Source organism: Gaiella sp., assembly GCF_057140465.1.
In genome coordinates this window covers 35,235-59,605 of sequence record NZ_DBNHWK010000032.1, presented here as the reverse complement: position 1 = coordinate 59,605, position 24,371 = coordinate 35,235, and the positions used below count along the sequence as shown (strand labels likewise).

Below are 24,371 nucleotides of genomic sequence, written 5' to 3'. Positions count from 1 at the left end.
ATGCGAGGGGCCGGCATCGCCGGCCCCTCCGCGTTGTCGCCTCAGGTGCAGGGTCCCCGAAAGGCGAGACGCCCGTTGGGGGACGGGCGTCTCTGGGGGGGTGAAGCTAGGGGGGAGGGTGGGTCGCGATACTCATCGACCGGCCCGGAAGCGTGTCCGATCCCTCGTTCGAGGGATCTCGACCGCCGGCTCAGAACGCGTAGCGCTGCTCCGCCCAGGGATCGGCGTCGTTGTGGTACCCGTACCGCTCCCAGAAGCCGGGGACGTCGACCGCGGAGAGCTCGATCGCCCGCAGCCACTTGGCGCTCTTCCAGAAGTACTTCCCCGGCACGATCAGGCGGAGCGGCCACCCGTGCTCGGGCGTCAGCGGCTCGCCGTCGGCATGGGTGCACAGCATCGCGCCCTCGCGCTCGAGGAACTCGACCGGGATGTTCGCCGTGAAGCCGTGCTCCGCGTGGGCGATCGCAAAGCGCGCCCCCGGGCGCTGCCCGACACGCTCCCGGATCGTCGACCACGGCACTCCTGTCAGCTCGGCGTCGAATCGACTCCAGCGCGTCACGCAGTGGATGTCCTGGACGACCGTCACGGTCGGGAGTGCCGCGAGCTCGGCCCACGTGAGGACGAGCGGCGTGTCCACCTCGCCGTGCACCCGGAGGTCCCAGCCGCTGAGGTCGGGCGGGTAGGACGGCACGTCGCCCGCGTGGAGCACCGGCCAGGTGTCGGTGAGGTACTGGCCCGGGGGCAGCCGAGCCGGGTCGTACCCCGCTTCCACCACCTTCTTCTCCGCCCTGCTCCGGAACACCGCTCGCTACCCTCGGGTCGATGACCTCCGCGACGTTACCGGTCGCAGACCGCCCCCGGGCGTTCGTGCGGGTGCGCGGGCCGGAGGCCGCCTCGTACCTCAATCGGATGGTCTCCAACGACGTCGAGGCGCTCGCCGTCGGCGAGTCGTGCGAGGCGCTGCTGCTGACGCCGAAGGCGCGCGTGATCGCGACGATGGTCGTCGCGCGTCAGGGCGACGACGACTTCCTCCTGCTCACGGAACCGGAGCTCGGGGAGCGGCTGCGCCACGAGCTGCTCCGCTACCGGTTCGCCGCCAAGTGCGTCGTCGAGCAGGAGCGCCATCGCGTGCTGCTCGTCCTCGGCGGCGACCCCCCCGAGCGCGCGATCCCGAACCGCGACTACGGCGTGGAGGCCTTCGAGCTCCTCGACGTCGAGGCCCCCGACGGGGCGACGACGATCGACGACCCCGAGCTCGAGCGGCTCCGCATCCTCGCGTGCACGCCGCGGTACGGCCTCGAGCTCGACGACCGTGTGCTGCCGGCCGAGGCCGGCCTCGAGGATCGCGCGATCAGCTTCACGAAGGGGTGCTACCCGGGGCAGGAGCCGGTGGCGCGCCTCCACTACCGTGGACGGGCGAACAGGTCGCTCCGGGTGCTCGCGGTGGACGCCGAGCGGCTTCCCGGCCACGACACCGAGCTCGTGCTCGACGGCACGGCGGTCGGCCGGGTGACGAGCGCGGCGACCGACCCCGCCCACGGGATCGTCGCCCTCGCCTACGTCAGGCGCGAGGTCCCGGAGGACGCGGAGCTCTCCCTCGACGGTGGCGTCGCGCGGATCATCGGTCCGCGCTCCGGCTGACCGGCACGGCGGGGGCCAGCCACGGGGGCGCCGCCTGCGCCCACCGGCGGCCTCGGGACGGGCGGCCGCTAGACTTCTCCTCCCCGCGCCCGTAGCTCAGGGGATAGAGCGCTGCCCTGCGGAGGCAGAGGTCGCATGTTCGAATCATGCCGGGCGCATGGCGCAGCAACGCCGTCGCGACCGGGGTCGTGGACCCATGAGGCACTGGCCGCGCCGGGGCCACGTGCCCGTTCCCCTGATCGTGCGCGTCGACGTGGACGAGCACGATCGTCCCCGCGACGCGGACATCGGCAGGGCGACGAGCGGCGGGCGAGCCGGAGCCGCCGACGGCCCGTAGACTCGCCGCGTGCCCCTCTACCTGACCGAGGACGACGTCGGATCGCTCGCCGAGCCCGCCGACGCGGTGCCCGTGATCGAGGCGTGCTTCCGGCGCATGGCGGCAGGGGCGGTCGAGGTGATGCCGCGACGGCGGTTCGCGATCGACGGCGGCGCCTTCGCCGTGATGGCGGCGGTCGACCACGACCTCGGCCTCGCCGGCCTCAAGAGCTACACCGTCGTCGACGGCGAGCTCGCGTTCGTCGTCTGCCTCTTCGAGCTCGAGGGCGGGACGCTGCAGGCCGTGATCGAGGCCGACCGGCTCGGCTGGCTCCGCACCGGCGCCGCGAGCGGCGTCGCGGCCGCGCACCTCGCCGCGCCCGACGCGGCGAGCATCGGGCTGATCGGCTGCGGGTGGCAGGCTTCGTCACAGCTCGCCGCGATCAGGGCGGCGGTGCCGGGCATCGAACGGGCGGTCGCCTGGTGCCGCTCGTCCGAGCGGCTCGCGGCGTTCTGCGAGTCGAACGGTGCCGTGCCCGCGGACGGCCCGCAGGAGGCGGCGGCATGCGACGTCGTCGTCACGGCGACGACCTCGAAGGACCCGGTGCTGCGCGGGGACTGGCTGCGCGACGGCGTGCTGGTGTGCGCGATCGGAGCCAACGACCCGCGCGCGCGGGAGCTGGACGCCCAGGTGATCACCCGGGCCGCCTTCGTCTGCTGCGACTCGATCGAGGACGCGAAGCTCGAGTCGGGCGACCTCATCGACCCGGTCGCCGCCGGCCAGCTCGACTGGCTCGAGGTGCACGAGCTGCACGAGGTCGTCGCCGGGGACGTGAGCGGACGTCAGAGGGACGGCGACGTCGTGGTCTTCAAGTCGAACGGGATCGCGGCGTGGGACGTCGCGATGGGGCACGAGCTCGTCCGGCGGGCGAAGGAACGGGGCGTCGGGCGCACGCTGTGACGGCCCTGCCGTCGCGGGAGGGGCGTGATCTGAGGTCGCGCTACGTGCTCGGCTCGGACGGGGCCGCCGAAGCGTCCCCGGTGACCGAGGCCTTCGTCGCCTCGACCATGTCCTCACCGACCGCGTGCACGATCTCGGGCCGGTCGAGCAGCCGCGCCCGCTGCTGCGGCGTCTGCAACCGGTTCACGACGTACTTGTCCTCCATGATCTCCGACAGCGACCGTCCGCGATCGTGTTCGCGGATCACGTACTGTGCGACCCGCTCCTCGCCGGTCGAACGCTGGAAGAGGAAGGAGAACATGTCCTTGAGCGCCATCGCCCACGATTCTATCCTCGGATCATGAAGCGCCGATCGCGGGAGGGCCGTTTCGCCGAGCGGGTGCTGCACGGCGTCGACGACGACGGCGAGGACGAGCACATCGCGATCTGGATCGAGCGCCGCCCCGGCGCCGTGTGGGTCGTCGGCCGCTCGGTGAACGCACACCTCCGGCCGACCGACGACCCGCGACCCGAGGACGTCGTCTTCGAGGGGTACGAGCTCGACGATGCGCTGACCCACGCGAACGAGGCGCTCGAGGACGACGTCCAGGTACTGGAGGGAGAGGGACGCGCCGCGGACGCCCGGCCGTTCACGCGCAAGGAGGTGCTCCCTGCGCTCGAGCGCTGGTTCTTCGGGCGCTGACTCCCGCTAGCGCCCGGCGACCGACGAGACGTAGGTCGCGATCGCCTCGATCTGGTCCCTCGTGAGGCGGTTGCGGAACGAGGGCATCACGATCCCACCGTTGCTGACGACGCTGACGACGCGGTCCTTCGACGGCCGCGCCTCGTCGAGGTTCGGGCCGACGCTCCCCGACGCCGCCGCGTCGGCGAGGGTGTGGCAGCCGGCGCAGCCGACCGTCTGGAAGAGGCGCTTGCCGTCGACCATCGGGTCCGTCGGCTCCGTCGGCTCCGGCGGCGGCGTCCCTCCCGTGCGCCTCACCACCTCGCAGTCGCGGGCGACGACGTCCGCGGCGCCGGCCTTCACCGTGTCGCGCCCGGCGCCGCAGCTCACCCGGTCGCGCCCCGTGCCCGTGACGATCGAGTCGTTGCCGGGCCCTCCCTCGAGGCGGTCGTTCCCGGCGTTGCCCTGCAGCACGTCGTTGCCTGGGCCGCCGATCAGGCGGTCGTTCCCGGCCTGACCGACGAGCCGGTCGTCTCCCGCGTCGCCCCGCACGACGTCGTTGCCTGGGCCGCCGAAGACCCGGTCGTTCCCGCCCCGGGCGACGATGCGGTCGTTTCCCCCGCGGCCGTCGATCCGGTCCGCCTTCGCCGTTCCCCGCAGCACGTCGTTCCGCGCCGTGCCGTTGATCACGGCGGCGACGGCGAACGAGGCGGAGACGAGTGCCACGACCCCGCTGATCACGAGCACACGGCGCATCCCCGTCATCGTTCCAGCGGAGGGGCGGTCTGCGCAACCCGACGACGTCTGCGGAGCACTCGGCTCAGTCGCCCTCGGGCCACTCGAGGTTCGCGTCGGGGATCGGGTCGCCGTGGGGATCGTGGGTCGGGAAGCCGAGCGCCTCGTCGATCCGCGCCTCCAGCTCCTCGGAGAGCACGTGCTCCAGCCGGTCGGCCTCGTCGTGGACGTCGGCGACGGCGATCCCGAGCGTCTTCGCGAGGTAGAGCTCGAGCAACCGGTGGTGCCTGATCACCTCGATCGCCACCTTCTCGCCGGCCCGCGTCACCGAGACGCCGCGGTACGGCGCGTGGACGGCGAGCCCGAGGGCGGCGAGCTTCTTCACCATCGCGCTCGCCGAGGCCGGCGAGACGCCCATGCTCCGCGCGAGCGCCGTCGTGCTCACCTTGGCGCCGCCGTCCGACAGGCGGTAGATCTCGCGCAGGTAGTCCTGGATCGCGTCGCTCAGCGGCACCCGGGGCACGCGCGGAGCGTAGCGCGGGGTGGGCTCGTGCATCCCGCGTCGCCCAGGCGGTGCTACGGTCACCGACTCGTGGTGATCCGCGTCGGACACAGCCCGGACCCGGACGACGCCTTCATGTACTGGGCGCTGACCACCGACCTCGTCGACCCGAGGGGCTTCCGCTTCGAGCAGGTGCTCGCGGACATCTCGACGCTCAACCAGTGGGCACGGGCGGCGCGACTCGAGGTGACCGCGCTCTCCCTCGCCGCCTACCCGTACGTCCAGGAGGACTACGTGCTGCTGCCCCACGGCGCGAGCATCGGGGTCGGCTACGGGCCGATCGTCGTCACGCGCGAGCGCGTCGAGCCCGAGGCGCTCGCGGATCTCGAGATCGTCGTCCCCGGCCGGCTGACGACCGCGTTCCTCGCCCTCCGGCTCGTGCTCGGCGAGTTCCGCTTCCGCGAGCTGCCGTTCGATCGGATCCCCGACGAGGTCGCCTCCGGGCGTGCCGACGCCGGGCTCCTCATCCACGAGGGGCAGCTCGTCTTCGACTCGCTGGGCCTCGAGAAGATCCTCGACCTCGGCGAGTGGTGGCTGCTCGAGACCGGGCTGCCGCTGCCGCTCGGCGTGAACGCCGCGCGGCGCGATGTCGGGCGGCTCGACGACCTCTCCGAGGTGCTGGGCGAGGCGATCCGCTGCGGGCTCGAGCACCGCGAGGAGGCCCTCGAGTACGCGCTCCGCTTCGGGCGCGGCATCGATGCCGCCGTCGCCGACCGCTTCGTCGCGATGTACGTGAACGAGCTCACCCAGGACTACGGCGAGGAGGGGCGCAGGGCGGTCTGCGAGCTGCTGCGACGCGGCGAGGCGATCGGCGCCTTCCCACGAGCGGTCGAGCTCGACTTCGTCGCGTAGCCGTCGCTCGTCCGCGCGCGGTACCGTCCGCCACATGGCCTTCGACACGTCGTCGACCGGTGGCGCCGGCGTCCGCGGCGCGGGCGGTCGGCCGGCGTCCCCTCCACGCGCATGAGCGACCGTCTGCAGGCGCAGCTCGACGCCGTGTACGCGATCGGCGGCGGCCCCGGCGCCAACCGCATCGGCTACTCCCCGGAGGAGGACGAGGCGCACCGGCTCGTGGCGGGGTGGATGGCGGAGCTCGGCCTCGAGGTGGACGTCGACACGGACGGGAACCTCGTGGGACGGCGCGCCGGGGAGGACCCGGGGCTCGCCGAGGTCTGGGCGGGATCCCATCTCGACTCCGTGCCCGAAGGCGGCCGGTTCGACGGGCCGCTCGGCGTGCTCGCCGCCCTCGAGGCAGTGTCGCGCCTCGGACGGTGCCGCCGGACGCTCGGTGTGGTCGTGTTCCGGGACGAGGAGCGCGGATGCAGAGGGTCGCGCGCCTTCGTCGCGCGCGGACGACTCCCGGGTGCCTTCGTCGAGGTGCACCACGAGCAGGGGACGAGGCTCACGACGCGCGACGCTCCGCTGGGGATCGTCACCGGCATCACGGGCTACAAGCGGGTGGAGCGGGTGATCGAGGGGCGGCCCGGTCATGCCGGCACGACCCCGATGGAGGGCCGAGAGGACGCCCTCGTACGGGCGGCCGAGGAGATCCTCCGTGTCCGCGACGTCGCACTCTCGATTCCCGGCACGGTGGCGACGGTGGGTCGGATCGAGGCCGAGCCGGGTGCGGCGAACGTGATCCCCGGGAGCGTGCGCTTCACGATCGACGCGCGCGCCCCCGACGCCGACAGGCTGTCACGGCTCCTCGGCGAGCTCGGCATCGATCCCTCCGAGGTGCAGGCACCGGTCGCGTTCGCCGGCGCGTCGGTCGAGGCGCTCCGCCACGCTGTCGCGTCGCGTGGGCTCCCCGTCGTCGAGCTCGACTCGGGTGCCGGTCACGACGCCGGCGTGCTCGCGCACGCGGGCGTCGACGCGGCGATGCTCTTCGTGCGTGCGGGCGGCGAGGGCGTCAGCCACTCCCCCGACGAGACCTGCAGCGACGTCGACGTCGCACTCGCCGTGGACGTGCTCACCGATGCGCTCGCGGCGCTCGCCGAGGCTCCGCGCGCTACGCCTCGGTGAAGGCGATCTCCTGCGCGCCCTCCCAGAGGAACTTCACGCCGAGCGGGCGCAGGTTCTCGACGCCCTCGACGATCGTCGCGAAGTGGTTCCCCGCGAGCTGGCCGGCCTTCGAGGCGAAGTTGACGTAGCCGTACGCGAGCAGGATCTCGGTCTCCGACACGCCCCCGGGGTACAGCACGATCTCGCCGGGATGGGGGTAGCTCGTGGCGTTCTCGGGGCCGAGCCCGAGGTCGAGGTCACCGAACGGGATCCAGCCGGCCTCGCCCGACCAGCGGACGTGGATGATCTTCGACTCGAGCGGGAGCAGCCGCCGGAACGCGGCCACGGTCTGCGGGGCCGCCTCCTCCTCGAGTCGGGCGACGAAGTGGAACCCTCCGGCGTCGATCTCCAGCACGCCGTGATCCTACTCATCGGCGACGGTCGAGACGTACGCCGCGACCGCGGCGATGTCGTCGTCCGAGAGCTCTCCTCCGAACGCCGGCATCGCGCCCTTGCCACCGGTCACGGCGGCGACGACCGTCGCCGCCGACGGGCGGAGCGCGTCGAGGCTCGGCCCGACAGCCCCCGTCGCCCCGGCGTCCGCGAGCGTGTGGCAGCCGGCGCAGCCGGCTGTGGCGAAGACCGCCGACCCCCGCGCGGCCTGCTCCTCGCCGGGCCGGGACGGCTGGTCGTCGGGCTCGAGCACGATCGCGAGCGCCGCCACCGCGGCGGCCGCGGCGACGGGGATCGCCCAGATCGTGCGGCCCCCGTGGCGGAGGTTGAAGAACACGCGGGCCGCGCCGAGGAGCATCATCAACGCGACGAGGATCAGCCAGGCCCGATCGCGCGTGACGAGGAACGTGAAGTGCCCCGCGAGCATCGTCAGCAGCACCGGCAGCGTGAGGTAGTTGTTGTGCACCGATCGCTGCTTGCCCCGGACGGCCGGCGCCGGGTCCGGCTCGCGGCCGGCCTCCTTCGCGCGGATCAGCTCCCGGTGCGCGGGGATGATCACGAAGAAGACGTTCGCGGCCATGATCGTGCCCAGCATCGCCCCTACCTGGAGCCACGCGGCGCGCGGCGCGAAGAGCTCGCTCGACCCCCACGCGGAGAGGGCGGTCAGCGCGACGATCGCGGCCGCGAGCGCCCACGGCCGGCGCGCGAGCAGCCGGCAGAGCGCGTCGTACACGATCCACGCCGCGGCCAGCAGCCCGACGCTGAGTGCGACCGCCTGCCAGGGCTCGAGGTCGGCGACGCGGGGATCGATCAGCGTCGCCCGCGACTCGAGGTAGTAGAGGACGAGCAGCAGCCCGAACCCGGAGAGCCACGTCGTGTAGGCCTCCCACTTGAACCACGCCAGGTGCTCCGGTAGCCGCGGTGGGGCGACGCGGTACTTCTGCACCCGGTAGAAGCCGCCGCCGTGCACCTCCCACAGCTCGCCGCCGACGCCCTCGGCGGCGTCGTCCCGCCGCGCGGGTGGCCGCAGCGACTGGTCGAGCAGGACGAAGTAGAACGACGTGCCGATCCACGCCATCACTGCGATCACGTGGAGGAGGCGGAGCAGGAGGTCGAGCCAGTCGCGGAGGTACGGGTCGAGCGCGAGGGGCAGCGCCGCGCTCATCCGCGCCTCCAGCGGTCCTCCGCGATCGCGACGAGCTCGTCGAGCGCGGTCTCCAGCTCGTCCGCGGTCGGCCGGCCGATCCGCTCGCGCAGCACGTCGAGGATCTCGCTCTTCGGCCGGCGGTCGACGAAGACGACGAACCGGAAGCCGTGGCGAGCCTCGTACGCCGCGTTCAGCGCCGCGAGCTCCTCGAGCACCGCCGGGTCGGCATCCCCGCCCTGCTCGGCAGCGGACCGGCGTGACAGGCCGGAGCGTTGGCCGATCGCCGGATGGGCGTCGAGGATCTCGCGCTTCTCGTCCGCCGGCAGCTCGTGCACGAGCGCAGCGGCCCGGCGGAGGGGGTCGGGCTCCTCGGCCAGGCGCTCGACGAATCGCGTCCGGCCCTCGAAGAGCTCCGCGAGCTCGTCGGCCGTCAGCTGCCGCGGTAGCTCGCGCATCCGTACGGCGAGACGAGCAGCGGGACGTGCGCGTGGCCGTCGGTCAGCTCGATCTCGAGGTCGACGCGTCGGAAGAAGACCGACGGGGGATGGAAGCGGAGCGTGTAGACACCCGGGTCGAGCCCCTCGGCGAGGCGCGTGCGGCCGTCGGCATCGGTCAGCGCCTCCGCGACGACCGCGCCGTCCCGGAGGAGCTGCACCTGGACGCCGGCGGCCGGGGAGCCCGCGCCCGTGTCGAGGACGTGTGTGGAGAGTGAGCAGCTCACGTCGAGAATCTTCGCGCCTGCACCCGATGGGCACGGGCGATGTCCGTCTCGTCGGCGCGGACGAGGGCGCCGCCGCGAACGACGTCGACCCCTCCGACGAGGAGGCGGTCGACCCGGTGCGGGCCGGAGAGCACGAGGCCGGCGACGGGATCGGCGACGCCGGCGAGCTCGAGCCCGTCGGTTCGCCAGATCGCGATGTCGGCCTGCCGCCCCGCCTCGATCGACCCGATGTCGCCGCGTCCGAGCACGGCGGCGCCGCCACGCGTGGCGAGCCGGATCGCCTCGCGGGCGGTGAGTGCACCCGGCCCGCCTCGTCCCCGCGCGACGAGGAGCGACTGCTTCACCTCGGCGAAGAGGTCGGAGCGCTCGTTCGAGGCCGACCCGTCCACGCCGAGGCCGACGCGGACGCCGTGATCGAGGAGCTCGCGGACGGGGGCGACGCCTGCGCCCAGGCGCAGGTTCGAGGTCGGGCAGTGGGCGACGCCCGTCCCCGTCTCGCCGAAGCGGGCGATCTCGGTCGCCGTCAGGTGCACGCAGTGCGCGCACCACACGTCGCCTGCGAGCCAGCCCAGCCGGTCGAGGTACTCGACGGGCGTGCAGCCGTAGAGCTCGCGGCAGTAGGCGTCCTCCTCGACGGTCTCCGCCAGGTGCGTGTGCAGGGGGAGGCCGAGCCGGCGGGCGAGCGCCGCCGACTCCTCCATCAGGCGCCCGGTGACCGAGAACGGCGAGCACGGCGCGACCACGATCTGCACGCGTGCGCCCGGCCCGGGCTCGTGCAGCGCGTCGGCGAGCCGCTCGGTGTCCGCGAGCACCGCGTCGACGTCCTCCACGAGGGTGTCCGGAGGGAGGCCTCCGTGCGAGGCGCCGAGATCCATCGACCCGCGCGAGGCGACGATGCGGACGCCGAGCTCCCGGGCGGCCTGCACCTCCGCTTCGACGAGGCCCGTCCGCCCGCGGGGGAAGACGTAGTGGTGGTCGAAGACGGTCGAGCAGCCCGACAGCGCGAGCTCGGCGAGCCCGGTGCGGGCCGCGGCGTACTCGGCCTCGGCGTCGATCCCGGCCCAGGCGGGATAGAGCTCGCGGAGCCAGGTGAAGAGGTCCGCCTGCTGGGCGCGGGCCCGCGTGAGCGTCTGGTAGAGGTGGTGGTGCGTGTTGACGAGGCCGGGCGTGACGACGGCGCCGCCGAGGTCGACGCGCTCGCCCGCCTCCGGCGCGGGGCCCGCCCCGACCCCCGTGATCGTCTCGCCTTCGACGAGCAGCCACCCGTCCGGGTGCTCGGTGCCCGCGTCGTCACAGGTGACGATCCACCCGCCGGTGAAGACGATGCTCACGTCTCCAGCGGGACGAGCTCGAAGCGGTCGACGTCGACGAGCCCGCGATCGGTGATCTTCAGGTGGGGGATCACCGACAGCGGGAGGAAGGCGAGCGTGAGGAACGGCGTCGTCCCCGACCAGCCGAGGCTCGCCGCGGCCTCGTTGCACGCTCTGCTGCGGGCGATCACCTCGTCGAGCGGCGCGTCCGAGAGGAGGCCGGCGACGGGCAGCGGGCACTCCGCCAGCACGTCGTCGCCCGCGACCGCGACGATGCCGCCGCCCAGCTCCGACAGTCGCTCGACGGCCACCGCCATCTCCTGGTCGGTCATGCCGACGACCACGAGGTTGTGGGCATCGTGCGCGACCGTCGAGGCGAGCGCCCCACGGCGGAGACCGGACCCGCTCACGAAGCCGAGGCCGATCCGACCGGTCGTGAGATGGCGCTCGAGGACGGCGACCTTGGCGAGGTCGAGCCCGGCGTCCGCGCACGCGGCGCCGTCCGTCACGCGCGGCGTGCGCACGAGCGACTCCGTCACCACCTGATCGGGGATCAGCCCGATCGCGCGGGCGTCGCCGCCCGCCCAGGGGATCCGGAAGTCGTCGGCCGTCACGCGCCGGACCCGCACCGTCTGCCGGATCCACTCGGGGATCGGTGGGCGCGGCGTGTCGGCGATCGGCGCGCCACGCTTGAGCACGAGGTCGGGGACGAAGCGCTCGAGGTCAGGGAGGATCACGAGGTCGGCCTGGTACCCGGGTGCGATCGCCCCGTGGCGGTGCAGGCCGTGCCACGTCGCAGGGTGGAGCGACGCCATCAGGAGCGCATCCTCCGGGGAGATGCCGGCGGCGACGGCGTCGCGGACGATCCCGTTCACGTGCCCCCGGTCGGCGATGTCCTCCGGATCGCGGTCGTCGGTGCAGAACGCGATGCGGCCCGGCCCGAACTCGTGGACGAGGGGCAGCAGGTCGTCGAGGTTGCGGGCCATCGACGCGTCGCGGATCAGCAGCCACATCCCGGCGCGCAGGCGTTCCCGGCCCTCCTCGACGGTCAGGGCCTCGTGGTCGGAGCCGATCCCGGTCGCCGCGTAGGCCTGGAGCGCCTTGCCGACGACGCCCGGCGCGTGCCCGTCGACGTGTGCGGCCCCGTCGAGCGCGAGCTTCGCGAGCTCTGCCGGGGACCCCCCGATGACGCCGGGGAAGTTCATCATCTCGGCGAGGCCGAGGACGCGGCGGCGGCGCATCAGTGCCTCGAGGTCGCCGTCCGTCAATGGGCGCCGGGGTGACTCGAACGGAGATGCGGGCACGCACGACGGCGCCATGAAGAAGACGTCAAGCTGGAGCCCCGCGGACGCGTCGAGAAGCCAGTGGACGCCCTCGACGCCGAGGACGTTCGCGATCTCGTGGGGGTCGGCGACGACGGCCGTCGTCCCGAGCGGGAGGACGAGGCGAGCGAACTCCTCGACCAGCAGCTTCACCGATTCCAGGTGCATGTGCGCGTCGATGAACCCCGGGACGACGAAGCGCCCCGCGGCGTCGATCGTCTCCCGCCCCGTGTAGTCGCCGAGGCCCGCGATCGCGCCGTCGACGATCGCGACGTCCACGTCCAGCCACTCGCGTGTGAAGGCGGAGAAGACGCGGCCGTTGCGAACGACGACGTCCGCGGCCTCGTCTCCTCGGGCTACCGCGAGTCGTCGGGCGAGCCGCTCCACGGCCGGACGATATCGCGATGGTCGAGCGAACGGCCGTCGCGAACGGTAGAACCTGCGCATGGACGTGCATGCGCCGCGCACGATCGGCGAGGCCCTCGCGCTGAAGCAGGAGCTTGCGGAGGCCCGCTTCGTCCAGGGCGGCACGGACGTGCTCGTCGAGCTCAACTTCGATCGCTCGCGGCCGCCGGCGCTGATCGTGCTCGACGAGGTGGAGGAGCTGCGCGGCTGGCGCATGGAGGGCGACGTGCTCGTGCTCGGTGCGGGCCTCACCTACACGGAGGTGATGGTGACTCCGCTCGCGCGTGCGGTGCCGGCGCTCGTCGAGGCGTCGCGCTCCGTCGGCTCGCCGCAGATCCGCAATCGCGGGACCATCGGCGGCAACCTCGGTACCGGCTCGCCAGCCGGTGACGCGCTGCCGCCGCTCCTCGTCGAAGGGGCGGTCGTCACCCTGGCCAGCGTTCGTGGTTCCCGCACCCTCCCGCTCGCCGACTTCCTCGTCGGCCCCAAGGAGACCGCGCTCGCCGCCGACGAGCTGATCACCGAGGTGCGGCTCGAGCCGAGCGGTGCCGCGCAGACCTTCATGAAGGTGGGGCCTCGGAACGCGATGGTGATCGCGGTCTGTTCGCTGTCCCTCGCGGTCGACCGCGAGCGGGGAGAGGTGCGCGCGGCGTTCGGGTCGGCGGCGCCCGTGGCGACCCTCGTCACCGCACCCCTCGCCGATGCGGACGCGTTCCCGGACGCGGTGGCGGACGCAGCGCGCCCGATCGACGACGTGCGCGGCTCTGCGGACTACCGGCGGCACGCGCTGCGTGTGCTCACGCAGCGCGCCCTCGCGAGGTGCGCGGCATGAGAGTCGAGCTGACCGTGAACGGCGAGCGGCGGCAGGGGGACGCCTGGGGTGGGCAGAGCCTGCTCTCGTTCCTCCGCGACCGCCTCGAGCTCCCGGGGTCGAAGAACGCGTGCGAGCAGGGCGAATGCGGGTCGTGCTCGGTGCTGCTCGACGGCGTGCTCGTCTGCTCGTGTCTCGTCCTCGCCGCCCAGGCCCACGGTCACGACGTCGTGACGGTCGAGGGGCTCGCCGGTGACGACGGCCTGCACGCCGTGCAGGAGGCATTCGTCGCCGCCGGAGCGGTGCAATGCGGGTTCTGCACGCCCGGGCTGGTCGTCGCCACGGTCGCGCTGCTCGAGCGTTCCCCGTCACCGACCGACGACGAGATCCGCGAGGCGCTCTCCGGGAACCTCTGCCGGTGCACGGGGTACGCGAAGGTCTTCGACGCCGTGCGACGGGCTGCCGAGGCGTGATCGTGCGGGACGTGTCCGTCGCCATGCACCCGGGGCACCCCAGCCCACCACCCGCTGCGATCATATCGCGGGTCGTTGCCTGTATGAGAAACATCGCTGTGTCAGGAGGGTGCCGGCTGTGAGTCAGGCGGCCGACAGGCTCGCGTCGGGACGGATCGGCGAGAGCGTGCGTCGAGAGGACGCGACGCCGAAGGTGACGGGGGAGTTCGCGTACGGGAGCGACCTCTCCGCGCCGGGGATGCTCTGGGGCCGGACGCTCCGCAGCCCTCACGCGCACGCGCGAATCGTCGCCGTGGACGTCGCGGCGGCGGTGGCCCTGCCCGGCGTGCACGCCGTGCTCCTCCACGGCGACGTGCCGGGCGCGAAGGCCTACGGCCTCGAGTTCCCGGACCAGCCGGTGCTGGCGGGGGATCGCGTCCGCTACTACGGCGAGCCGGTGGCGATCGTCGCCGCGGACGGGCCCGAGCGGGCCCGCCGTGCCGTTGCCGCGATCCGCGTCGAGTACGAGCTGCTCGAGCCGGTCGTCGATCCCGCCCGGGCGACCGAGCAGCCGCCGTTGCATCCGGATCGCCCGACGATGCGCCACGGCTACCGGGAGGACCCACGGCCGAACGTGATCAGGCACCTGGTGATCAGGCACGGCGACCCCGATGTCGTGGGCGACGTCTCGGTCACCGGCGTCTACGAGCTCGCGGGCCAGGACCAGGCGTTCCTCGGGCCCGAGTCGGGGCTGGCGGTGCCGGACGGCGAGGGGGGCGTCGACGTGTACGTCGCGACCCAGTGGCTCCACGTCGATCGCGCGCAGGTGGCGCCGTGCCTCGGCCTCGAGCCGGAGCAGGTGCGGATCCACCTGGCGGGCGTCGGCGGCGCGTTCGGCGGTCGCGAGGACCTGTCCATGCAGATCCACGCCGCGATGCTCGCCCTGCACACGGGTCGTCCCGTGAGGATGGTCTACGACCGGGAGGAGTCGTTCGTCGGGCACGTCCACCGGCATCCGGCACGGCTCGAGTACGAGCACCGGGCGACCCGCGAGGGGAAGCTCGTGTGCGTCCGCGCACGGATCGTGCTCGACGGCGGTGCCTACGCGTCCAGCTCGACAGCCGTGATCGCGAACTCGACCGCGTTCGCCGTCGGCCCGTACCGGGTCGACAACGCGCTCCTCGACGGGACCGTCGTCTACACGAACAACCCACCCTCCGGCGCGATGCGCGGCTTCGGCGCCCCGCAGGTCTGCTTCGCGGCGGAGGCGCAGATGGACCGGCTCGCCGCAGCGCTCGGGATCGACCCGGTCGAGCTCCGGCTGCTCAACGCCCTCGCGCCCGGAGATCGGCTGCCGACCGGCCAGCTCCTCACCGGCTCGCTCCCGACCGCCGAGGTGATCCGCCGTGCCGCCGCACTCCCGGTGCCTGCACCCGAGCCGCTGCCCCGCGATCCGCTGCGGCTGCCCGGAGGCGCCGGGAACACGACGCACGGCGACGGCATCCGCCGCGGTGTCGGCTTCGCCGTCGGCTTCAAGAACATCTGCTTCTCGGAGGGGTTCGACGACTCCTGCGCGGCGCGCGTCGTCCTCCGCGCCGACGGAGGCGCGGAGGTCCACTGTGCAGCCGCGGACGTCGGGCAGGGCTCCGCGAGCGTGATCCTCCAGGTCGCGCGGACCGAGCTCGGGATCGACGACGTCGTGCTCGCTCCTGCGACGACCGCTTCGGTCGGCTCGGCCGGCTCGACGTCGGCGTCGCGCATGACCTGGATGGCTGCCGGCGCCGTGCGCGACGCGTGCCGGGAGGCGCTCGCCGAGCGCGAGCGCACCGGGGGCGCCGACGTCGACGTCGAACACGTCTTCCGTCATCCGCAGACGCTCCCGCTCGACCCGGAGACGGGCCAGGTCACCGGAGCCCGGGCGCACGTCGCGCTCGCGGTGGCCGCGATGCGGGTCGTCGTGGAGGTCGACGTCGACCTCGGGCTCGCCCGCGTGGTCTGGGTCGGGGCCGCCCAGGACGTCGGCAAGGCGATCAACCCGCGGTCGGTCGAAGGGCAGATCGAGGGCGGGATCGCGCAGGGGCTCGGCCATGCGTTGATGGAGGAGCTCGTCGTCCGCGACGGCCGGATCCTCAACGCGAGCTTCACCGACTACCTCATCCCCACCGCCCTCGACATGCCCCCGGTCACGATCGACCTCGTCGAGGAGCCCGAGCCCGACGCCCCGTACGGCGTGAAGGGGGTCGGCGAGCCGCCGACGGTCGTCTCCACCGCCGCCGTCACCTCGGCCCTCCGCGACGCGACCGGGCTCCCGCTCGCCCGCGTGCCCGTCCGGCCGGAGGACGTCGCGCTCGGATCCCGCTAGCGGCGCAGCGTCAGCAGCGCGCCGGCCACGAGCAGGCCGAGGCCGACGACGCGCTCCCACCCGATCGGCACGCGCTCGACGCCGAACCAGCCGAAGCGGTCGATCACCGTGGCGGCCACGAGCTGTCCTGCGATCAGCAGCGCCGACGTCGCGACGATCCCGATCCGCGGGCCCGTGACGATGATCGCCGTCACGACGAAGACTCCCGCGAGGCCGCCGAGCCACAACCAGGCCGGCTCCCGGAGTGCGCTCCCGAGGCCGGCGACGCTCTGCCGCGTCACGAGCAGGATCACGATGCCGGCGACGGCGGTGAGCACGAAGGCGAAGGCCGCCGTCTCGAGCTCGCCGACCCGTTGCCCCAGCAGCCCGAGCAGCGCGATCTGCACCGAGCCCGCGATGCCCGCAGCGAGCGCGACCGTCGTGGCGGCTCCCGTCGATCCCACACCGCGACGCTATACGCTCCGGCTGATGGCCGAACCGACGCATGCGACCCCGCGCGACCCGTCCGAGCTGGGCTTCGAGACGATCGTCTACGAGAAGACGCCGCCGCGCGCGACGGTCCGGCTCGACCGGCCGGAGGTGCTCAACGCGTTCGACTTCCGGATGCTGCGGGAGATCGCGCGTGCGTGCGAGGACGCCTCGTGGGACGACGACGTCCGCGTCGTCGTCGTCACCGGCACCGGCCGCGCGTTCTGCGTCGGCGCCGACCTCGCGTCCTGGGGCGACGAGCTGCTGGAGCGCCCCGACGAGTACTGGAAGTGGTTCGGCGCGTTCAAGGACATGCACGATCGGCTGCGGGAGCTCGGCAAGCCCACGATCGCCCGGGTCAACGGCATCGCCGTCGGCGGCGGCAACGAGCTGCAGATGGCCTGCGACCTCGCCGTGATCGTCGACGACGCGTACATCCGGCACGTCGGGCTCGAGCACGGGTCGGTGCCGGCGGGCGGCGCGACCCAGTGGCTGCAGCTGATGGTGGGCGATCGTCGCGCGCGCGAGATCGTCCTCCTCTGCGAGGAGATCCCGGCCCGCCGCGCCGCGGAGTGGGGGCTCGTCAACCGGGCCGTCCCCGCCGCCGAGCTCGACGTCGTCGTCGACGAGTGGGTCGAGAGCCTCGCGCGGAAGCTCCCGGGCGCGACGCGGTACGCGAAGGTGCAGCTCAACGTCTGGCGCGATCTCGCCTGGCACCAGACGATCGGGCACGCCCGCGACTGGCTCGCGCTCTCGATGCTGTCCGACGAGACCCAGTCCGCGGTGCGCGGCTTCCTGGAGAGACGGAAGGGGTAGTGGAGATGGCCGACGAGGTCCTGACGACCCGTGACGGGGGCGTGCTCACGATCACGCTCAACCGTCCGGACGTCTACAACGCGTTCAACCGGGCGCTGCACGCCGAGCTCGGCGCCGCGCTCGACGAGGCGGCGGATCCGGCCGTACGCTGCGTCGTGATCACGGGCGCCGGCAAGGGGTTCTGCGCCGGTCAGGATCTCCGGGAGTTCTCCGGGATGCCCGGCTCGATCCAGGACGAGCTCGAGGAGACGTACCACCCGAACGTCCGACGGATCCGGGCGCTCGAGAAGCCGGTGCTCGCCGCCGTCAACGGCGCCTGCGCCGGCGCCGGGCTCTCGCTCGCCGTCGCCTGCGACGTGCGCGTCGCGGCCGAGAACGCCGCGTTCGTCCCGGGCTTCGTCGGCATCGGCCTCGTGCCCGACTCCGGTGGCACGTGGTTCCTCCACCGCCTGCTCGGGTTCGCGCGCGCCTTCGAGTGGATGTCGTCGAACCGCCGCCTCTCGGCCGACGAGGCCCTCGCCTGGGGGCTCGTCTCGGAGCTGCTGCCGTCCGACGGCTTCGCCGACGCCGTCGCCGAGCGGGCGACCCGGTGGGCCGAGCTCCCGACGCGGGCGGTCGGCCTCACGAAGCGGCTCTTCGACCACGCGGAGCACGCGCTGCTCGAGTCGCAGCTCGCGCTCGAGGCGGAGCTCCAGCAGGCCGCGACCGAGACCGCCGACTTCCACGAGGGAGTGGCGGCCTTCCTCGAGAAGCGCCCGGCGAACTTCACCGGCTCCTGAGCGTCGGTGACCGCGGCCGACCCGATCACCGTCGTCGACTACCACACGGCGGGCGAGCCGTTCCGGATCGTGACGGGCGGCGTCGAGCCGCTGCGCGGCGAGACGGTCCTCGACAAGCGGCGGGACGCGCTCGCGCGGCTCGACCACGTCCGCCGCCTGCTCGTCCACGAGCCGCGCGGCCACGCCGACATGTACGGGTGCCACGTCGTCGAGGCGGACGACGAGGGCGCCGACCTGGGCGTCGTCTTCTTCCACAACGCCGGCTACTCGACGGCCTGCGGCCACGGCACGATCGCCCTTGTCACCTGGGCGCTCGACGAGGGGATCGTCGAGCGCCGGGAGGGCGAGAACCGGGTCGTCGTCGACGTGCCCTCCGGGCGGCTGGAGGCGGTCGCGTCGGTCGAGCGGGGACGCGTCCTCCGTGTCCGGTTCCGCAACGTGCCGGCATTCGTCTGGGGGCGGCGGCTCGCGGCGGCGGGCCGGGAGGTCGACGTCGCCTTCGGCGGCGCGTTCTACGCGTCGCTGCCGGAGCGGGTCGACGCGGGAGAGCTGCCGCGCCTGATCGCCCTCGGGCGGCAGGTCAAGCGCGACCTGGAGGCCCACCACGAGATCGCGCACCCACTCGAGCCGGAGCTCCGCGACGTCTACGGCGTGATCTTCTGGCAGGAAGAGCCGGGCGAGCCCCTGACGCAGCGCAACGTCACGGTGTTCGCCGACGGCGAGGTCGACCGCTCTCCGTGCGGGAGCGGCACGTCGGCGAGGCTCGCGCTGCTCGACGCGGAGGGGCGCCTCCCGCTCGGCGACGAGCTCCGCCACCTCTCGGTCGTCGACACGGCGTTCCGCGGCCGGGTGGTCGAGCGGACGACGGTCGCCGGGTCGCCCGCCGTCGTCACCGAGGTCGAGGGGAGCGCCTACCGCACCGGGACCGCCGCGTTCACCGTCGACCCCGACGATCCGCTGGCGGACGGCTTCCTGCTCCGCTGACCGTCAGCCGCCGGCGCCGCACGTGTGCCTGGACGCCGCGTCAGTCGGGCCTGCCGGCGCCCTGGTCGCCGACGAGGCGCACGATCTCGCCCGGCTCCGGGAACCGGCCGAGCCGCTGCTTGCTGAACACCGCGTCGCCGTCGACGACGACGTCGAACTGACCGTGGCCGCCGACCACCGTCTCCGTCTCGTGCCCGCTCGCCGCCAACTCGGCCGCGACACGCGCGGCCTCACCGTCGTAGCCCGTTCAGACGCCGCAGTAGAGGATCTCGATCGTCACCGCTCGAAGCCTACGCCGCCGCGTCGCACGATCGGCGCCGAAGGAACGCGAGCTCCTGGCCTGCGGGCGCGACCCCGCCGTGGGAGTGGACGGCGACGGGGCGACCGTCTCCCGCTGCCGAGCGCCGCTAGATCGTCTTGAACTGCTCGAAGGGCTGGCTGCAGGCCGAGCAGTAGCGGATCGAGCGGCACGCCGTCGGCCCGAAGATGTTCTCGAGGCGCGTGTCCGTCGACCCGCACCACGGGCAGCGGAAGGGCCCCCGCTCCAGCTGCAGGAGGGTCGGCGTGCCCTCCGAGCGGAGCGGCGGAGGGGCGAACCCGGCGGCCCGGAGCTTCTCGCGCCCGGCGGCGCTGATCAGGTCCGTCGACCACGAGTCGTCGTTGACGACACGCACCTCGCAGGAGGCGCCGAGGGCCTCCACGCCCTCGCGGATCGCACGCGTCATCGCGTCGAGCGCCGGGCAGCCCATGAACGTGGGCGTGAACTCGACGCGGACGCCGCCGCCGTCGATCTCGACCGACTTCACGACGCCGAGGTCGACGAGCGAGATCACGGGGATCTCCGGGTCGGGGATCTCCCCGAGCACCCGCCAGACGTCGTCGGCGGACGGTGCGCTCACGGGCACCCTGCTCGCCCCGGCCGGGCTCGCCCGAAACGTCGATCGTCGCGTGCGCGGTCGTCGACGCCGGCGCTCACCACTGCGCACCCGGTGCGGAGCGGCGCACGCTCGTCATCTCGTCGAGCAGCTCGCCGAGCTCGGCCACGTGGTCGCCGCGGCGCACCGGCTCCACCGCCGGCATCGGACGGCCGAGACGCTCCTCCACGCGGTGCACGAGCTCCGGGCGCAGCTCGTCGTCGAGCACCCCGAGCGCGTAGGGCCAGAGCTCCTCGAGCGCGTCGTCGAGCTTCTGCCGTCCCTCCTCGACCGCGAGCAGCCGGTCGATCCACATCTCCGCGTGCATGCGGTGGTAGAGCTCCTCGCGGTCGAGCTTCGCCGCCAGTCCCGCGAGCTCGCGGTCGCCGGACGCCCTGAGGGACTCGAGGCGGATCGCGTCCGCCGTCTCGTACAGCCAGTGCCGGGCGATCGTGCGCGCCCACTCGAGCCGGCGCAGCTCGACGAGCGGCGCACAGCGGTAGTCCGCCGGTGCGCGGTCGAAGGCGAGCTCGTCGGCCGTCGTGCCGAGCTCGACGGCGGCGAGCTCGTACAGCGCCCGCGCGTGGCCGATCTCGTTCTGCGCGATCGACGAGAACGCGACGTCCTCCTCGAGGAACGGTGCGATCCCCGTCCACTCCGAGTCGCGCCAGCCGAGGATCAGCTCGTCGTCGGCCAGCTCCAGCAGCAGGTCGCTCCGTCGACTCACGCCGACCCCGCCGCCCGTTCCCGCGCCTCCCGGAGGCGGGCCCGCAGCGAGTACCCGTCGACCCGGCGGTAGCTGGAGTCGAACTCGTCGACGAAGTCCTCGATCTCGACGATCGCACTGCGCGGCACCACCCAGAGCGCCGTCGACTCGTGGCGGCGTGCGTAGAACTGTCGTGCGTACGTGTCGGCGAAGCGCGCGTCGGGCGCATGGAACGACCCGGCGTGCTGGAACGGCTGGCCCTTCCGCTCCTGGCGGAAGACCTCGTAGATCGTGTCCCCACCCGACCCCGCGGCGAGCGGGTCGTCGGCGGCGAGGCCGTCGCCGCTCACGCGGCCTCCGCGAGCACGACGCGGGAGACCCAGTCGACCTCGGCGCGCGAGAGGCGGCGGAACGCGAGCCGCTCCTCGGAGGCGGGGCCGTGCCCGGAGACGACCGCGATCAGCGTCTCCCAGTCCGGCTCCGTGTACTCCCAGACGCCGTCGCCGCCGCGTCGCAGCATCGGGTCGGGCAGGGTCAGGCCGAGCTCCCACACCTGGGGGACGTAGCCCTCGAGGAACTGCTGGCGGGCGTCCTCGTTCGCCTGGCTCTTGATCCGGAACCGCACCATCGGGTCCTCGTCGGCGGGGATCGGCGTGCCGTGGAACATCATCAGCGGCTCCCACCAGCGGTCGAGGGCCTCCTGGACGAGCGCGCGCTGCGCCTCGGTGCCGTTCACCATCGCGAGCACGACGTCGCGGCCGTGGAGGACGTGGAAGGACTCCTCCCAGCAGATCCGCTTCATGATCCGCGCGTACGGCCCGTACGAGCACTTGAGGAGCGCCTTCTGCGAGATGATCGCCGCCGCGTCGACGAGCCAGGCGATCACGCCGACGTCGCCCCACGTCCGCGTCGGGTAGTGGAAGACGTTGTGGAACTTCGCCCGCCCGGCGAGGAGGTCGTCGAGGCAGGCGTCGCGCGGCTTGCCGAGGTCCTCGACGACGCGGTAGAGCAGTTGCGCGTGGCCGACCTCGTCCTGGATCTTCGCCGTCAGGGCGAGCTTCCGCTGCAGCGTGGGGGCGCGCAGGATCCAGTCGCGCTCCGGCAGGACGCCCATCAGTTCGGAGTTGGCGTGCATCTCCACGAACTTGATCAGCCGCCGCCGGTACTCGTCGGGCATCCAGTCGTGCGCCTCGACCTGGCCTCCCGTCTGCACGTACTCGAGGAACTCCTGCTCGCGCGTGCCCGTCACCACGTCTCCCTTCCGAACGGTCGGTAGCATCGTACCCGTGAGCGCGAGACGCGAGGAGCTCGTTCGCACGGCGGCGCGCCTGTTCGCGGAGCGCGGGTACCACGGCACCTCGATGGGCGACATCGCGGCGGCGATGGGCGTGCAGAAGGGGTCGCTGTACTCGCTGACCTCCTCGAAGCAGGCCCTGCTCGTCGAGGCGATGCGCGAGGGGGCGAGCGCGTTCCACGCCGCGCTCGACGGCGTGCCCGAGGACGCCCCGGCCCTCGAGCGCATCGGCGCCGCGCTCCGGGCGCACCTCCGCGTCGTCGCCGGCCAGCTCGACGTCGCCACCGTGTTCACGCGCGAGTGGCGCTTCCTCGAGGGCGACGCCCTCGCCGAGGTCCGCGAGCAGCGGCGACGCTACGAGGAGCGGTGGCGGACGATGTTCCGGGAGGGCGTCGAGCGCGGCGAGCTGCGCCAGGACCTCGACGCAGACGCGGCGGCGCTGCTCGTGCTCTCGTCGGCCAACTGGGCGTACACCTGGCTGCGGCCGGAGACGGACACGGCGGCGCTCGCCGACCGCTTCCTCTCGATCCTCGTCGACGGCGTGCGCGGCTTCGCCACTCCGGGGTAGCCCCGCCGGTGAGGGTGCACCCGGCGGGCATCGTCCTGCCGTGTCAGAAGACGGTGCGCCCTCCACCCCCGAGCACGAGCTCGAACGCGACGTCGGGCGGGAGCCCTTGCCGCCGCGGGGCGAGCGCGGCGTGGAGGTCGACCTCGGTCCTCCGCGCGAGCGTGTCCGCCTGCTCCTCGGTGTACCCCGCCCGGAGCAGGGCGGTCCGCCGCAGCGCGACGACGCGCTCGGGGTCGTGTGCGGGCACCCTGTCGTCCATCCCGCGATCGTACGCGGGCGGCGCGGCTACGGTAGCCGTCGTGAGAGCCGACGCCGACTCCGACACCGTGCCGACGTGACCTGGGCGCTCGTCGTCAACCCGATGGCCTCGAGGGTCTCCGAGGAGACGATCGCGCGCGTGGAGGAGCGGCTGCCGACGCCGCTCGAGACGCTCCGCACGACGACACCGGGCGAGGCGACCGAGCTGGCGGGACGCCTCGACGGGACGGTCGAGGCGATCGTCGCCCTCGGGGGCGACGGCACCTTCAACGAGGTGCTGAACGGCGTGCGCGGCGCGTCGGTCGTCGGCTTCCTCCCCGGAGGCGGCACGAGCGTGCTCCCGCGTGCGCTCGGCCTCCCGCGCGACCCGGTGGCCGCCGCCGGCCGGCTCGCCGTCGGCCGCACCCGTCGGATCGGGCTCGGCCGGGTGAACGGCCGCCGCTTCGGCTTCAGCGCCGGCATCGGGCTCGACGCGGAGCTCGTTCGCGCCGTCGACAGGATGGGGCGCTCTCCAGAGGGGCGGCGGCCCGGCGACCGCGCGTTCGTGCGGGCGGCGGCCGCGATCCTCCTCGGTCGTGGCGGCCGGTTCGAGCCGGTGTTGACGATCGAGGGCCACGGGCGCGCCGCGTTCGCGTTCGTCGCGAACTGCTCCCCGTACACGTACGTCGGCCCGCTCGGGCTTCGTGTCGCCGGCCGCGCATCGTTCGAGGGCGGGCTCGACCTGTTCGCGCCGGAGCGTGTGACGCCGTGGACGCTGCCGCGGATCGCTGCCCGTGCGCTCCGTGGCACAGCGGGGCCCGGGATCGTTGTCGCCCACGACGTCGACCGGCTGGTCGTCCGGTGCGACGCGTCGATGCCCCTCCAGGTCGACGGCGAGGACCTGGGCGACGTCGACGGCGTGGTGCTCGAGGCGGAGCGCGACGCGCTCAGCGTCCTCGTCTGACGAGCTCCTCGGCGTCGCGCCCGATCGCTGCGGCGAAGGCGTCCTCGAGCATGCGGAAGTGCTCGTCGAGCACACGATCGAGCTCGGCGAGGTCGCGGCGCCGCATCGCCTCGAGCTGCCGGCGGTGGACGTCGAGCGTCGCCTCGTCCGACGAGAGGCCGCCCGTGTACGCGTCACGGAGCGGGGCGAGGCCGCGGGCGACCCCGCGCATCGCAGCCTGGACCGTGGCGTTGTGGCAGGCGCGCACGAGCGCGCGGTGGAACATCGCATCCGCGCGCATCACGCTCCCACGGTCGCCGAGGTGCCCCTCGAGCAGCTCCACCGTGTGCTCGAGCTCCCCGTAGTCGGCCGCGCTCGCCGTCTCGACCGCCTCCAGCACGACCGCGCGCTCAAGGATGCGCCTGGCCCGGAGCGTGTCGATCGCCGCGCTCTCCTCGAGCGCGACGCGGCTCGAGATCGCCACCGCCGGGACGAGGTCGCTCGTGACCACGATCCCGCCGCCCTTCCCACGGCGCACCACGAGGAGGCCGGACATCTCGAGGACGCGGAGCGCCTGCCGGAGCGTCGGCTTGGAGATGCCGAGGGCGACGGCGAGGTCGCCCTCGCTCGGGAGGCGGTCGCCGCGCCTGAGGCCCGCGCGCTCGATCGCCTCCGTCAGGTGCTCCGTCGCCGCCTCGAACGTCCGCGTCGCCCTGATCGGCTCGACCGCGAACTCGCGCTGTGTCGTCTCCATCGACCCAAGTCTGGCACCGTTCCGGCTTGACAGCAAAAGAGAAACGCTG

At 73.3% G+C, this 24,371-nt stretch carries 30 protein-coding genes, 1 tRNA gene and 1 pseudogene; 14 read left to right on the top strand and 18 right to left on the bottom strand.

The window, feature by feature from the left end; all coding sequences use genetic code 11:
- Positions 1–190: 190 nt before the first annotated feature.
- A complete protein-coding gene (locus AC162C_RS05160; protein WP_462972760.1) occupies positions 191–802 on the bottom strand; it encodes a sulfite oxidase-like oxidoreductase in 612 nt (203 codons plus the stop codon).
- 20 nt (positions 803–822) lie between these two features.
- Between AC162C_RS05160 and ygfZ the strand changes: the two genes are divergently transcribed.
- From ygfZ to AC162C_RS05145, 3 genes are all read left to right on the top strand, one after another.
- The gene (gene ygfZ, locus AC162C_RS05155) at positions 823–1,641 is read left to right on the top strand and encodes a CAF17-like 4Fe-4S cluster assembly/insertion protein YgfZ (protein WP_484096613.1); all 819 of its coding nucleotides are present in this window, start codon (positions 823–825) and stop codon (positions 1,639–1,641) included.
- 85 nt (positions 1,642–1,726) lie between these two features.
- Positions 1,727–1,799 (top strand) — tRNA-Arg (locus tag AC162C_RS05150).
- Positions 1,800–1,987: 188 nt separating this feature from the next.
- Positions 1,988–2,917: an ornithine cyclodeaminase family protein gene (locus tag AC162C_RS05145; protein ID WP_484096612.1), complete on the top strand. Its 930-nt coding sequence runs from the start codon at positions 1,988–1,990 to the stop codon at positions 2,915–2,917.
- A gap of 40 nt (positions 2,918–2,957) precedes the next feature.
- On the opposite strand, the gene AC162C_RS05140 is transcribed toward AC162C_RS05145, so the two are convergent.
- Positions 2,958–3,233: a hypothetical protein gene (locus AC162C_RS05140; RefSeq protein ID WP_484096611.1), complete on the bottom strand. Its 276-nt coding sequence runs from the start codon at positions 3,231–3,233 to the stop codon at positions 2,958–2,960.
- A 24-nt stretch (positions 3,234–3,257) separates the two neighbouring features.
- Between AC162C_RS05140 and AC162C_RS05135 the strand changes: the two genes are divergently transcribed.
- Positions 3,258–3,599: a hypothetical protein gene (locus AC162C_RS05135; RefSeq protein ID WP_484096610.1), complete on the top strand. Its 342-nt coding sequence runs from the start codon at positions 3,258–3,260 to the stop codon at positions 3,597–3,599.
- 6 nt (positions 3,600–3,605) lie between these two features.
- Here the strand turns inward: AC162C_RS05135 and AC162C_RS05130 are convergent, their stop codons facing one another.
- Together AC162C_RS05130 and AC162C_RS05125 are read right to left on the bottom strand one after the other, a co-directional pair.
- On the bottom strand, positions 3,606–4,343 hold the full coding sequence (locus AC162C_RS05130; RefSeq protein WP_462972755.1) for a c-type cytochrome: 738 nt from the start codon (positions 4,341–4,343) through the stop codon (positions 3,606–3,608).
- A 55-nt stretch (positions 4,344–4,398) separates the two neighbouring features.
- Positions 4,399–4,836 (bottom strand): metal-dependent transcriptional regulator, encoded by a 438-nt coding sequence (locus AC162C_RS05125; RefSeq protein WP_484096609.1) that lies wholly within the window; start codon positions 4,834–4,836, stop codon positions 4,399–4,401.
- A gap of 69 nt (positions 4,837–4,905) precedes the next feature.
- Between AC162C_RS05125 and AC162C_RS05120 the strand changes: the two genes are divergently transcribed.
- Positions 4,906–5,727 (top strand): menaquinone biosynthesis family protein, encoded by an 822-nt coding sequence (locus AC162C_RS05120; RefSeq protein WP_484096608.1) that lies wholly within the window; start codon positions 4,906–4,908, stop codon positions 5,725–5,727.
- 111 nt (positions 5,728–5,838) lie between these two features.
- Positions 5,839–6,897: a M20/M25/M40 family metallo-hydrolase gene (locus AC162C_RS05115; protein ID WP_484096607.1), complete on the top strand. Its 1,059-nt coding sequence runs from the start codon at positions 5,839–5,841 to the stop codon at positions 6,895–6,897.
- On the opposite strand, the gene AC162C_RS05110 is transcribed toward AC162C_RS05115, so the two are convergent.
- Genes AC162C_RS05110 through ade form a run of 6 tightly spaced genes read right to left on the bottom strand, consistent with a single transcriptional unit; the run spans position 6,884 to position 12,216 of the window.
- Positions 6,884–7,291: a DUF3830 family protein gene (locus tag AC162C_RS05110; protein ID WP_462972751.1), complete on the bottom strand. Its 408-nt coding sequence runs from the start codon at positions 7,289–7,291 to the stop codon at positions 6,884–6,886. The two genes, AC162C_RS05115 and AC162C_RS05110, sit on opposite strands and share 14 nt — an antisense overlap.
- Positions 7,292–7,300: 9 nt before the next feature.
- Entirely contained in the window at positions 7,301–8,494 is a 1,194-nt protein-coding gene (locus AC162C_RS05105) for a urate hydroxylase PuuD (RefSeq protein WP_484096606.1), read from the bottom strand.
- Positions 8,491–8,931: a 2-oxo-4-hydroxy-4-carboxy-5-ureidoimidazoline decarboxylase gene (locus tag AC162C_RS05100; RefSeq protein ID WP_484096605.1), complete on the bottom strand. Its 441-nt coding sequence runs from the start codon at positions 8,929–8,931 to the stop codon at positions 8,491–8,493. Before AC162C_RS05100 ends, AC162C_RS05105 begins: the two co-directional genes overlap by 4 nt.
- A complete protein-coding gene (locus AC162C_RS05095; RefSeq protein ID WP_484096604.1) occupies positions 8,907–9,197 on the bottom strand; it encodes a hydroxyisourate hydrolase in 291 nt (96 codons plus the stop codon). Before AC162C_RS05095 ends, AC162C_RS05100 begins: the two co-directional genes overlap by 25 nt.
- Positions 9,194–10,528 carry an 8-oxoguanine deaminase gene (locus AC162C_RS05090; RefSeq protein ID WP_484096603.1) on the bottom strand — a complete coding sequence of 445 codons (1,335 nt, stop codon included), beginning with the start codon at positions 10,526–10,528 and terminating at the stop codon, positions 9,194–9,196. The genes AC162C_RS05095 and AC162C_RS05090 overlap by 4 nt, the downstream gene beginning before the upstream one ends.
- Positions 10,525–12,216, bottom strand: coding sequence for an adenine deaminase (gene ade, locus AC162C_RS05085; RefSeq protein WP_484096602.1), 1,692 nt, complete (start codon positions 12,214–12,216; stop codon positions 10,525–10,527). The genes AC162C_RS05090 and ade overlap by 4 nt, the downstream gene beginning before the upstream one ends.
- A 58-nt stretch (positions 12,217–12,274) precedes the next feature.
- On the opposite strand from ade, the gene AC162C_RS05080 reads away from it, so the two are divergent.
- The 3 genes from AC162C_RS05080 (at position 12,275) to AC162C_RS05070 (ending at position 15,859) form a co-directional block, all read left to right on the top strand.
- The gene (locus AC162C_RS05080) at positions 12,275–13,066 is read left to right on the top strand and encodes an FAD binding domain-containing protein (RefSeq protein WP_484096601.1); all 792 of its coding nucleotides are present in this window, start codon (positions 12,275–12,277) and stop codon (positions 13,064–13,066) included.
- Entirely contained in the window at positions 13,063–13,518 is a 456-nt protein-coding gene (locus AC162C_RS05075; protein ID WP_462972744.1) for a (2Fe-2S)-binding protein, read from the top strand. Before AC162C_RS05080 ends, AC162C_RS05075 begins: the two co-directional genes overlap by 4 nt.
- Before the next feature lie 118 nt (positions 13,519–13,636).
- On the top strand, positions 13,637–15,859 hold the full coding sequence (locus tag AC162C_RS05070) for a molybdopterin cofactor-binding domain-containing protein (protein WP_484096600.1): 2,223 nt from the start codon (positions 13,637–13,639) through the stop codon (positions 15,857–15,859).
- Here AC162C_RS05070 and AC162C_RS05065 read toward each other — a convergent pair.
- Positions 15,856–16,302, bottom strand: coding sequence for a DMT family transporter (locus AC162C_RS05065; protein WP_484096599.1), 447 nt, complete (start codon positions 16,300–16,302; stop codon positions 15,856–15,858). The two genes, AC162C_RS05070 and AC162C_RS05065, sit on opposite strands and share 4 nt — an antisense overlap.
- 25 nt (positions 16,303–16,327) lie before the next feature.
- Between AC162C_RS05065 and AC162C_RS05060 the strand changes: the two genes are divergently transcribed.
- The 3 genes from AC162C_RS05060 to AC162C_RS05050 are packed head-to-tail and all read left to right on the top strand — an operon-like array spanning position 16,328 to position 18,906.
- Positions 16,328–17,143 carry an enoyl-CoA hydratase/isomerase family protein gene (locus AC162C_RS05060; protein WP_484096598.1) on the top strand — a complete coding sequence of 272 codons (816 nt, stop codon included), beginning with the start codon at positions 16,328–16,330 and terminating at the stop codon, positions 17,141–17,143.
- A gap of 5 nt (positions 17,144–17,148) precedes the next feature.
- Entirely contained in the window at positions 17,149–17,922 is a 774-nt protein-coding gene (locus AC162C_RS05055; RefSeq protein WP_484096597.1) for an enoyl-CoA hydratase-related protein, read from the top strand.
- A gap of 6 nt (positions 17,923–17,928) precedes the next feature.
- Complete coding sequence (locus AC162C_RS05050; protein WP_484096596.1) at positions 17,929–18,906, top strand: proline racemase family protein; 978 nt, start codon at positions 17,929–17,931, stop codon at positions 18,904–18,906.
- A 40-nt stretch (positions 18,907–18,946) separates the two neighbouring features.
- Here AC162C_RS05050 and AC162C_RS05045 read toward each other — a convergent pair.
- From AC162C_RS05045 to paaA, 5 genes and pseudogenes are all read right to left on the bottom strand, one after another.
- A pseudogene (locus AC162C_RS05045) lies at positions 18,947–19,135 on the bottom strand (Rdx family protein); the annotation flags it as partial.
- 178 nt (positions 19,136–19,313) lie between these two features.
- Positions 19,314–19,805 carry a 1,2-phenylacetyl-CoA epoxidase subunit PaaD gene (gene paaD / locus AC162C_RS05040; protein ID WP_484096595.1) on the bottom strand — a complete coding sequence of 164 codons (492 nt, stop codon included), beginning with the start codon at positions 19,803–19,805 and terminating at the stop codon, positions 19,314–19,316.
- Positions 19,806–19,878: 73 nt separating this feature from the next.
- Positions 19,879–20,547, bottom strand: a complete 669-nt coding sequence (gene paaC / locus AC162C_RS05035) for a 1,2-phenylacetyl-CoA epoxidase subunit PaaC (RefSeq protein ID WP_484096594.1) — start codon at positions 20,545–20,547, stop codon at positions 19,879–19,881.
- A complete protein-coding gene (locus AC162C_RS05030; protein WP_484096593.1) occupies positions 20,544–20,876 on the bottom strand; it encodes a phenylacetic acid degradation protein PaaB in 333 nt (110 codons plus the stop codon). The genes paaC and AC162C_RS05030 overlap by 4 nt, the downstream gene beginning before the upstream one ends.
- Entirely contained in the window at positions 20,873–21,775 is a 903-nt protein-coding gene (paaA, locus tag AC162C_RS05025) for a 1,2-phenylacetyl-CoA epoxidase subunit PaaA (protein WP_484096592.1), read from the bottom strand. Before paaA ends, AC162C_RS05030 begins: the two co-directional genes overlap by 4 nt.
- Positions 21,776–21,812: 37 nt before the next feature.
- On the opposite strand from paaA, the gene AC162C_RS05020 reads away from it, so the two are divergent.
- Positions 21,813–22,388 carry a TetR/AcrR family transcriptional regulator gene (locus tag AC162C_RS05020; protein WP_484096591.1) on the top strand — a complete coding sequence of 192 codons (576 nt, stop codon included), beginning with the start codon at positions 21,813–21,815 and terminating at the stop codon, positions 22,386–22,388.
- A gap of 43 nt (positions 22,389–22,431) precedes the next feature.
- Here the strand turns inward: AC162C_RS05020 and AC162C_RS05015 are convergent, their stop codons facing one another.
- Entirely contained in the window at positions 22,432–22,647 is a 216-nt protein-coding gene (locus tag AC162C_RS05015; protein ID WP_484096590.1) for a hypothetical protein, read from the bottom strand.
- A gap of 75 nt (positions 22,648–22,722) precedes the next feature.
- On the opposite strand from AC162C_RS05015, the gene AC162C_RS05010 reads away from it, so the two are divergent.
- Positions 22,723–23,589 carry a diacylglycerol/lipid kinase family protein gene (locus AC162C_RS05010; protein WP_484096589.1) on the top strand — a complete coding sequence of 289 codons (867 nt, stop codon included), beginning with the start codon at positions 22,723–22,725 and terminating at the stop codon, positions 23,587–23,589.
- On the opposite strand, the gene AC162C_RS05005 is transcribed toward AC162C_RS05010, so the two are convergent.
- On the bottom strand, positions 23,573–24,322 hold the full coding sequence (locus tag AC162C_RS05005; RefSeq protein ID WP_462972731.1) for a FadR/GntR family transcriptional regulator: 750 nt from the start codon (positions 24,320–24,322) through the stop codon (positions 23,573–23,575). The two genes, AC162C_RS05010 and AC162C_RS05005, sit on opposite strands and share 17 nt — an antisense overlap.
- Between the last annotated feature and the right edge of the window lie 49 nt (positions 24,323–24,371).

Excerpts from the sequence above, each read along its gene's own strand:
- ygfZ (WP_484096613.1), top strand. The coding sequence starts at position 823 with ATGACCTCCGCGACGTTACCGGTCGCAGACCGCCCCCGGGCGTTCGTG.
- AC162C_RS05135 (WP_484096610.1), top strand. The coding sequence starts at position 3,258 with ATGAAGCGCCGATCGCGGGAGGGCCGTTTCGCCGAGCGGGTGCTGCAC.
- AC162C_RS05055 (WP_484096597.1), top strand. The coding sequence starts at position 17,149 with ATGGCCGACGAGGTCCTGACGACCCGTGACGGGGGCGTGCTCACGATC.
- AC162C_RS05075 (WP_462972744.1), top strand. The coding sequence starts at position 13,063 with ATGAGAGTCGAGCTGACCGTGAACGGCGAGCGGCGGCAGGGGGACGCC.
- AC162C_RS05100 (WP_484096605.1), bottom strand. The coding sequence starts at position 8,931 with ATGCGCGAGCTACCGCGGCAGCTGACGGCCGACGAGCTCGCGGAGCTC.
- AC162C_RS05140 (WP_484096611.1), bottom strand. The coding sequence starts at position 3,233 with ATGGCGCTCAAGGACATGTTCTCCTTCCTCTTCCAGCGTTCGACCGGC.
- AC162C_RS05130 (WP_462972755.1), bottom strand. The coding sequence starts at position 4,343 with ATGACGGGGATGCGCCGTGTGCTCGTGATCAGCGGGGTCGTGGCACTC.
- AC162C_RS05060 (WP_484096598.1), top strand. The coding sequence starts at position 16,328 with ATGGCCGAACCGACGCATGCGACCCCGCGCGACCCGTCCGAGCTGGGC.
- AC162C_RS05015 (WP_484096590.1), bottom strand. The coding sequence starts at position 22,647 with ATGGACGACAGGGTGCCCGCACACGACCCCGAGCGCGTCGTCGCGCTG.
- AC162C_RS05080 (WP_484096601.1), top strand. The coding sequence starts at position 12,275 with ATGGACGTGCATGCGCCGCGCACGATCGGCGAGGCCCTCGCGCTGAAG.
- AC162C_RS05115 (WP_484096607.1), top strand. The coding sequence starts at position 5,839 with ATGAGCGACCGTCTGCAGGCGCAGCTCGACGCCGTGTACGCGATCGGC.
- AC162C_RS05105 (WP_484096606.1), bottom strand. The coding sequence starts at position 8,494 with ATGAGCGCGGCGCTGCCCCTCGCGCTCGACCCGTACCTCCGCGACTGG.
- AC162C_RS05005 (WP_462972731.1), bottom strand. The coding sequence starts at position 24,322 with ATGGAGACGACACAGCGCGAGTTCGCGGTCGAGCCGATCAGGGCGACG.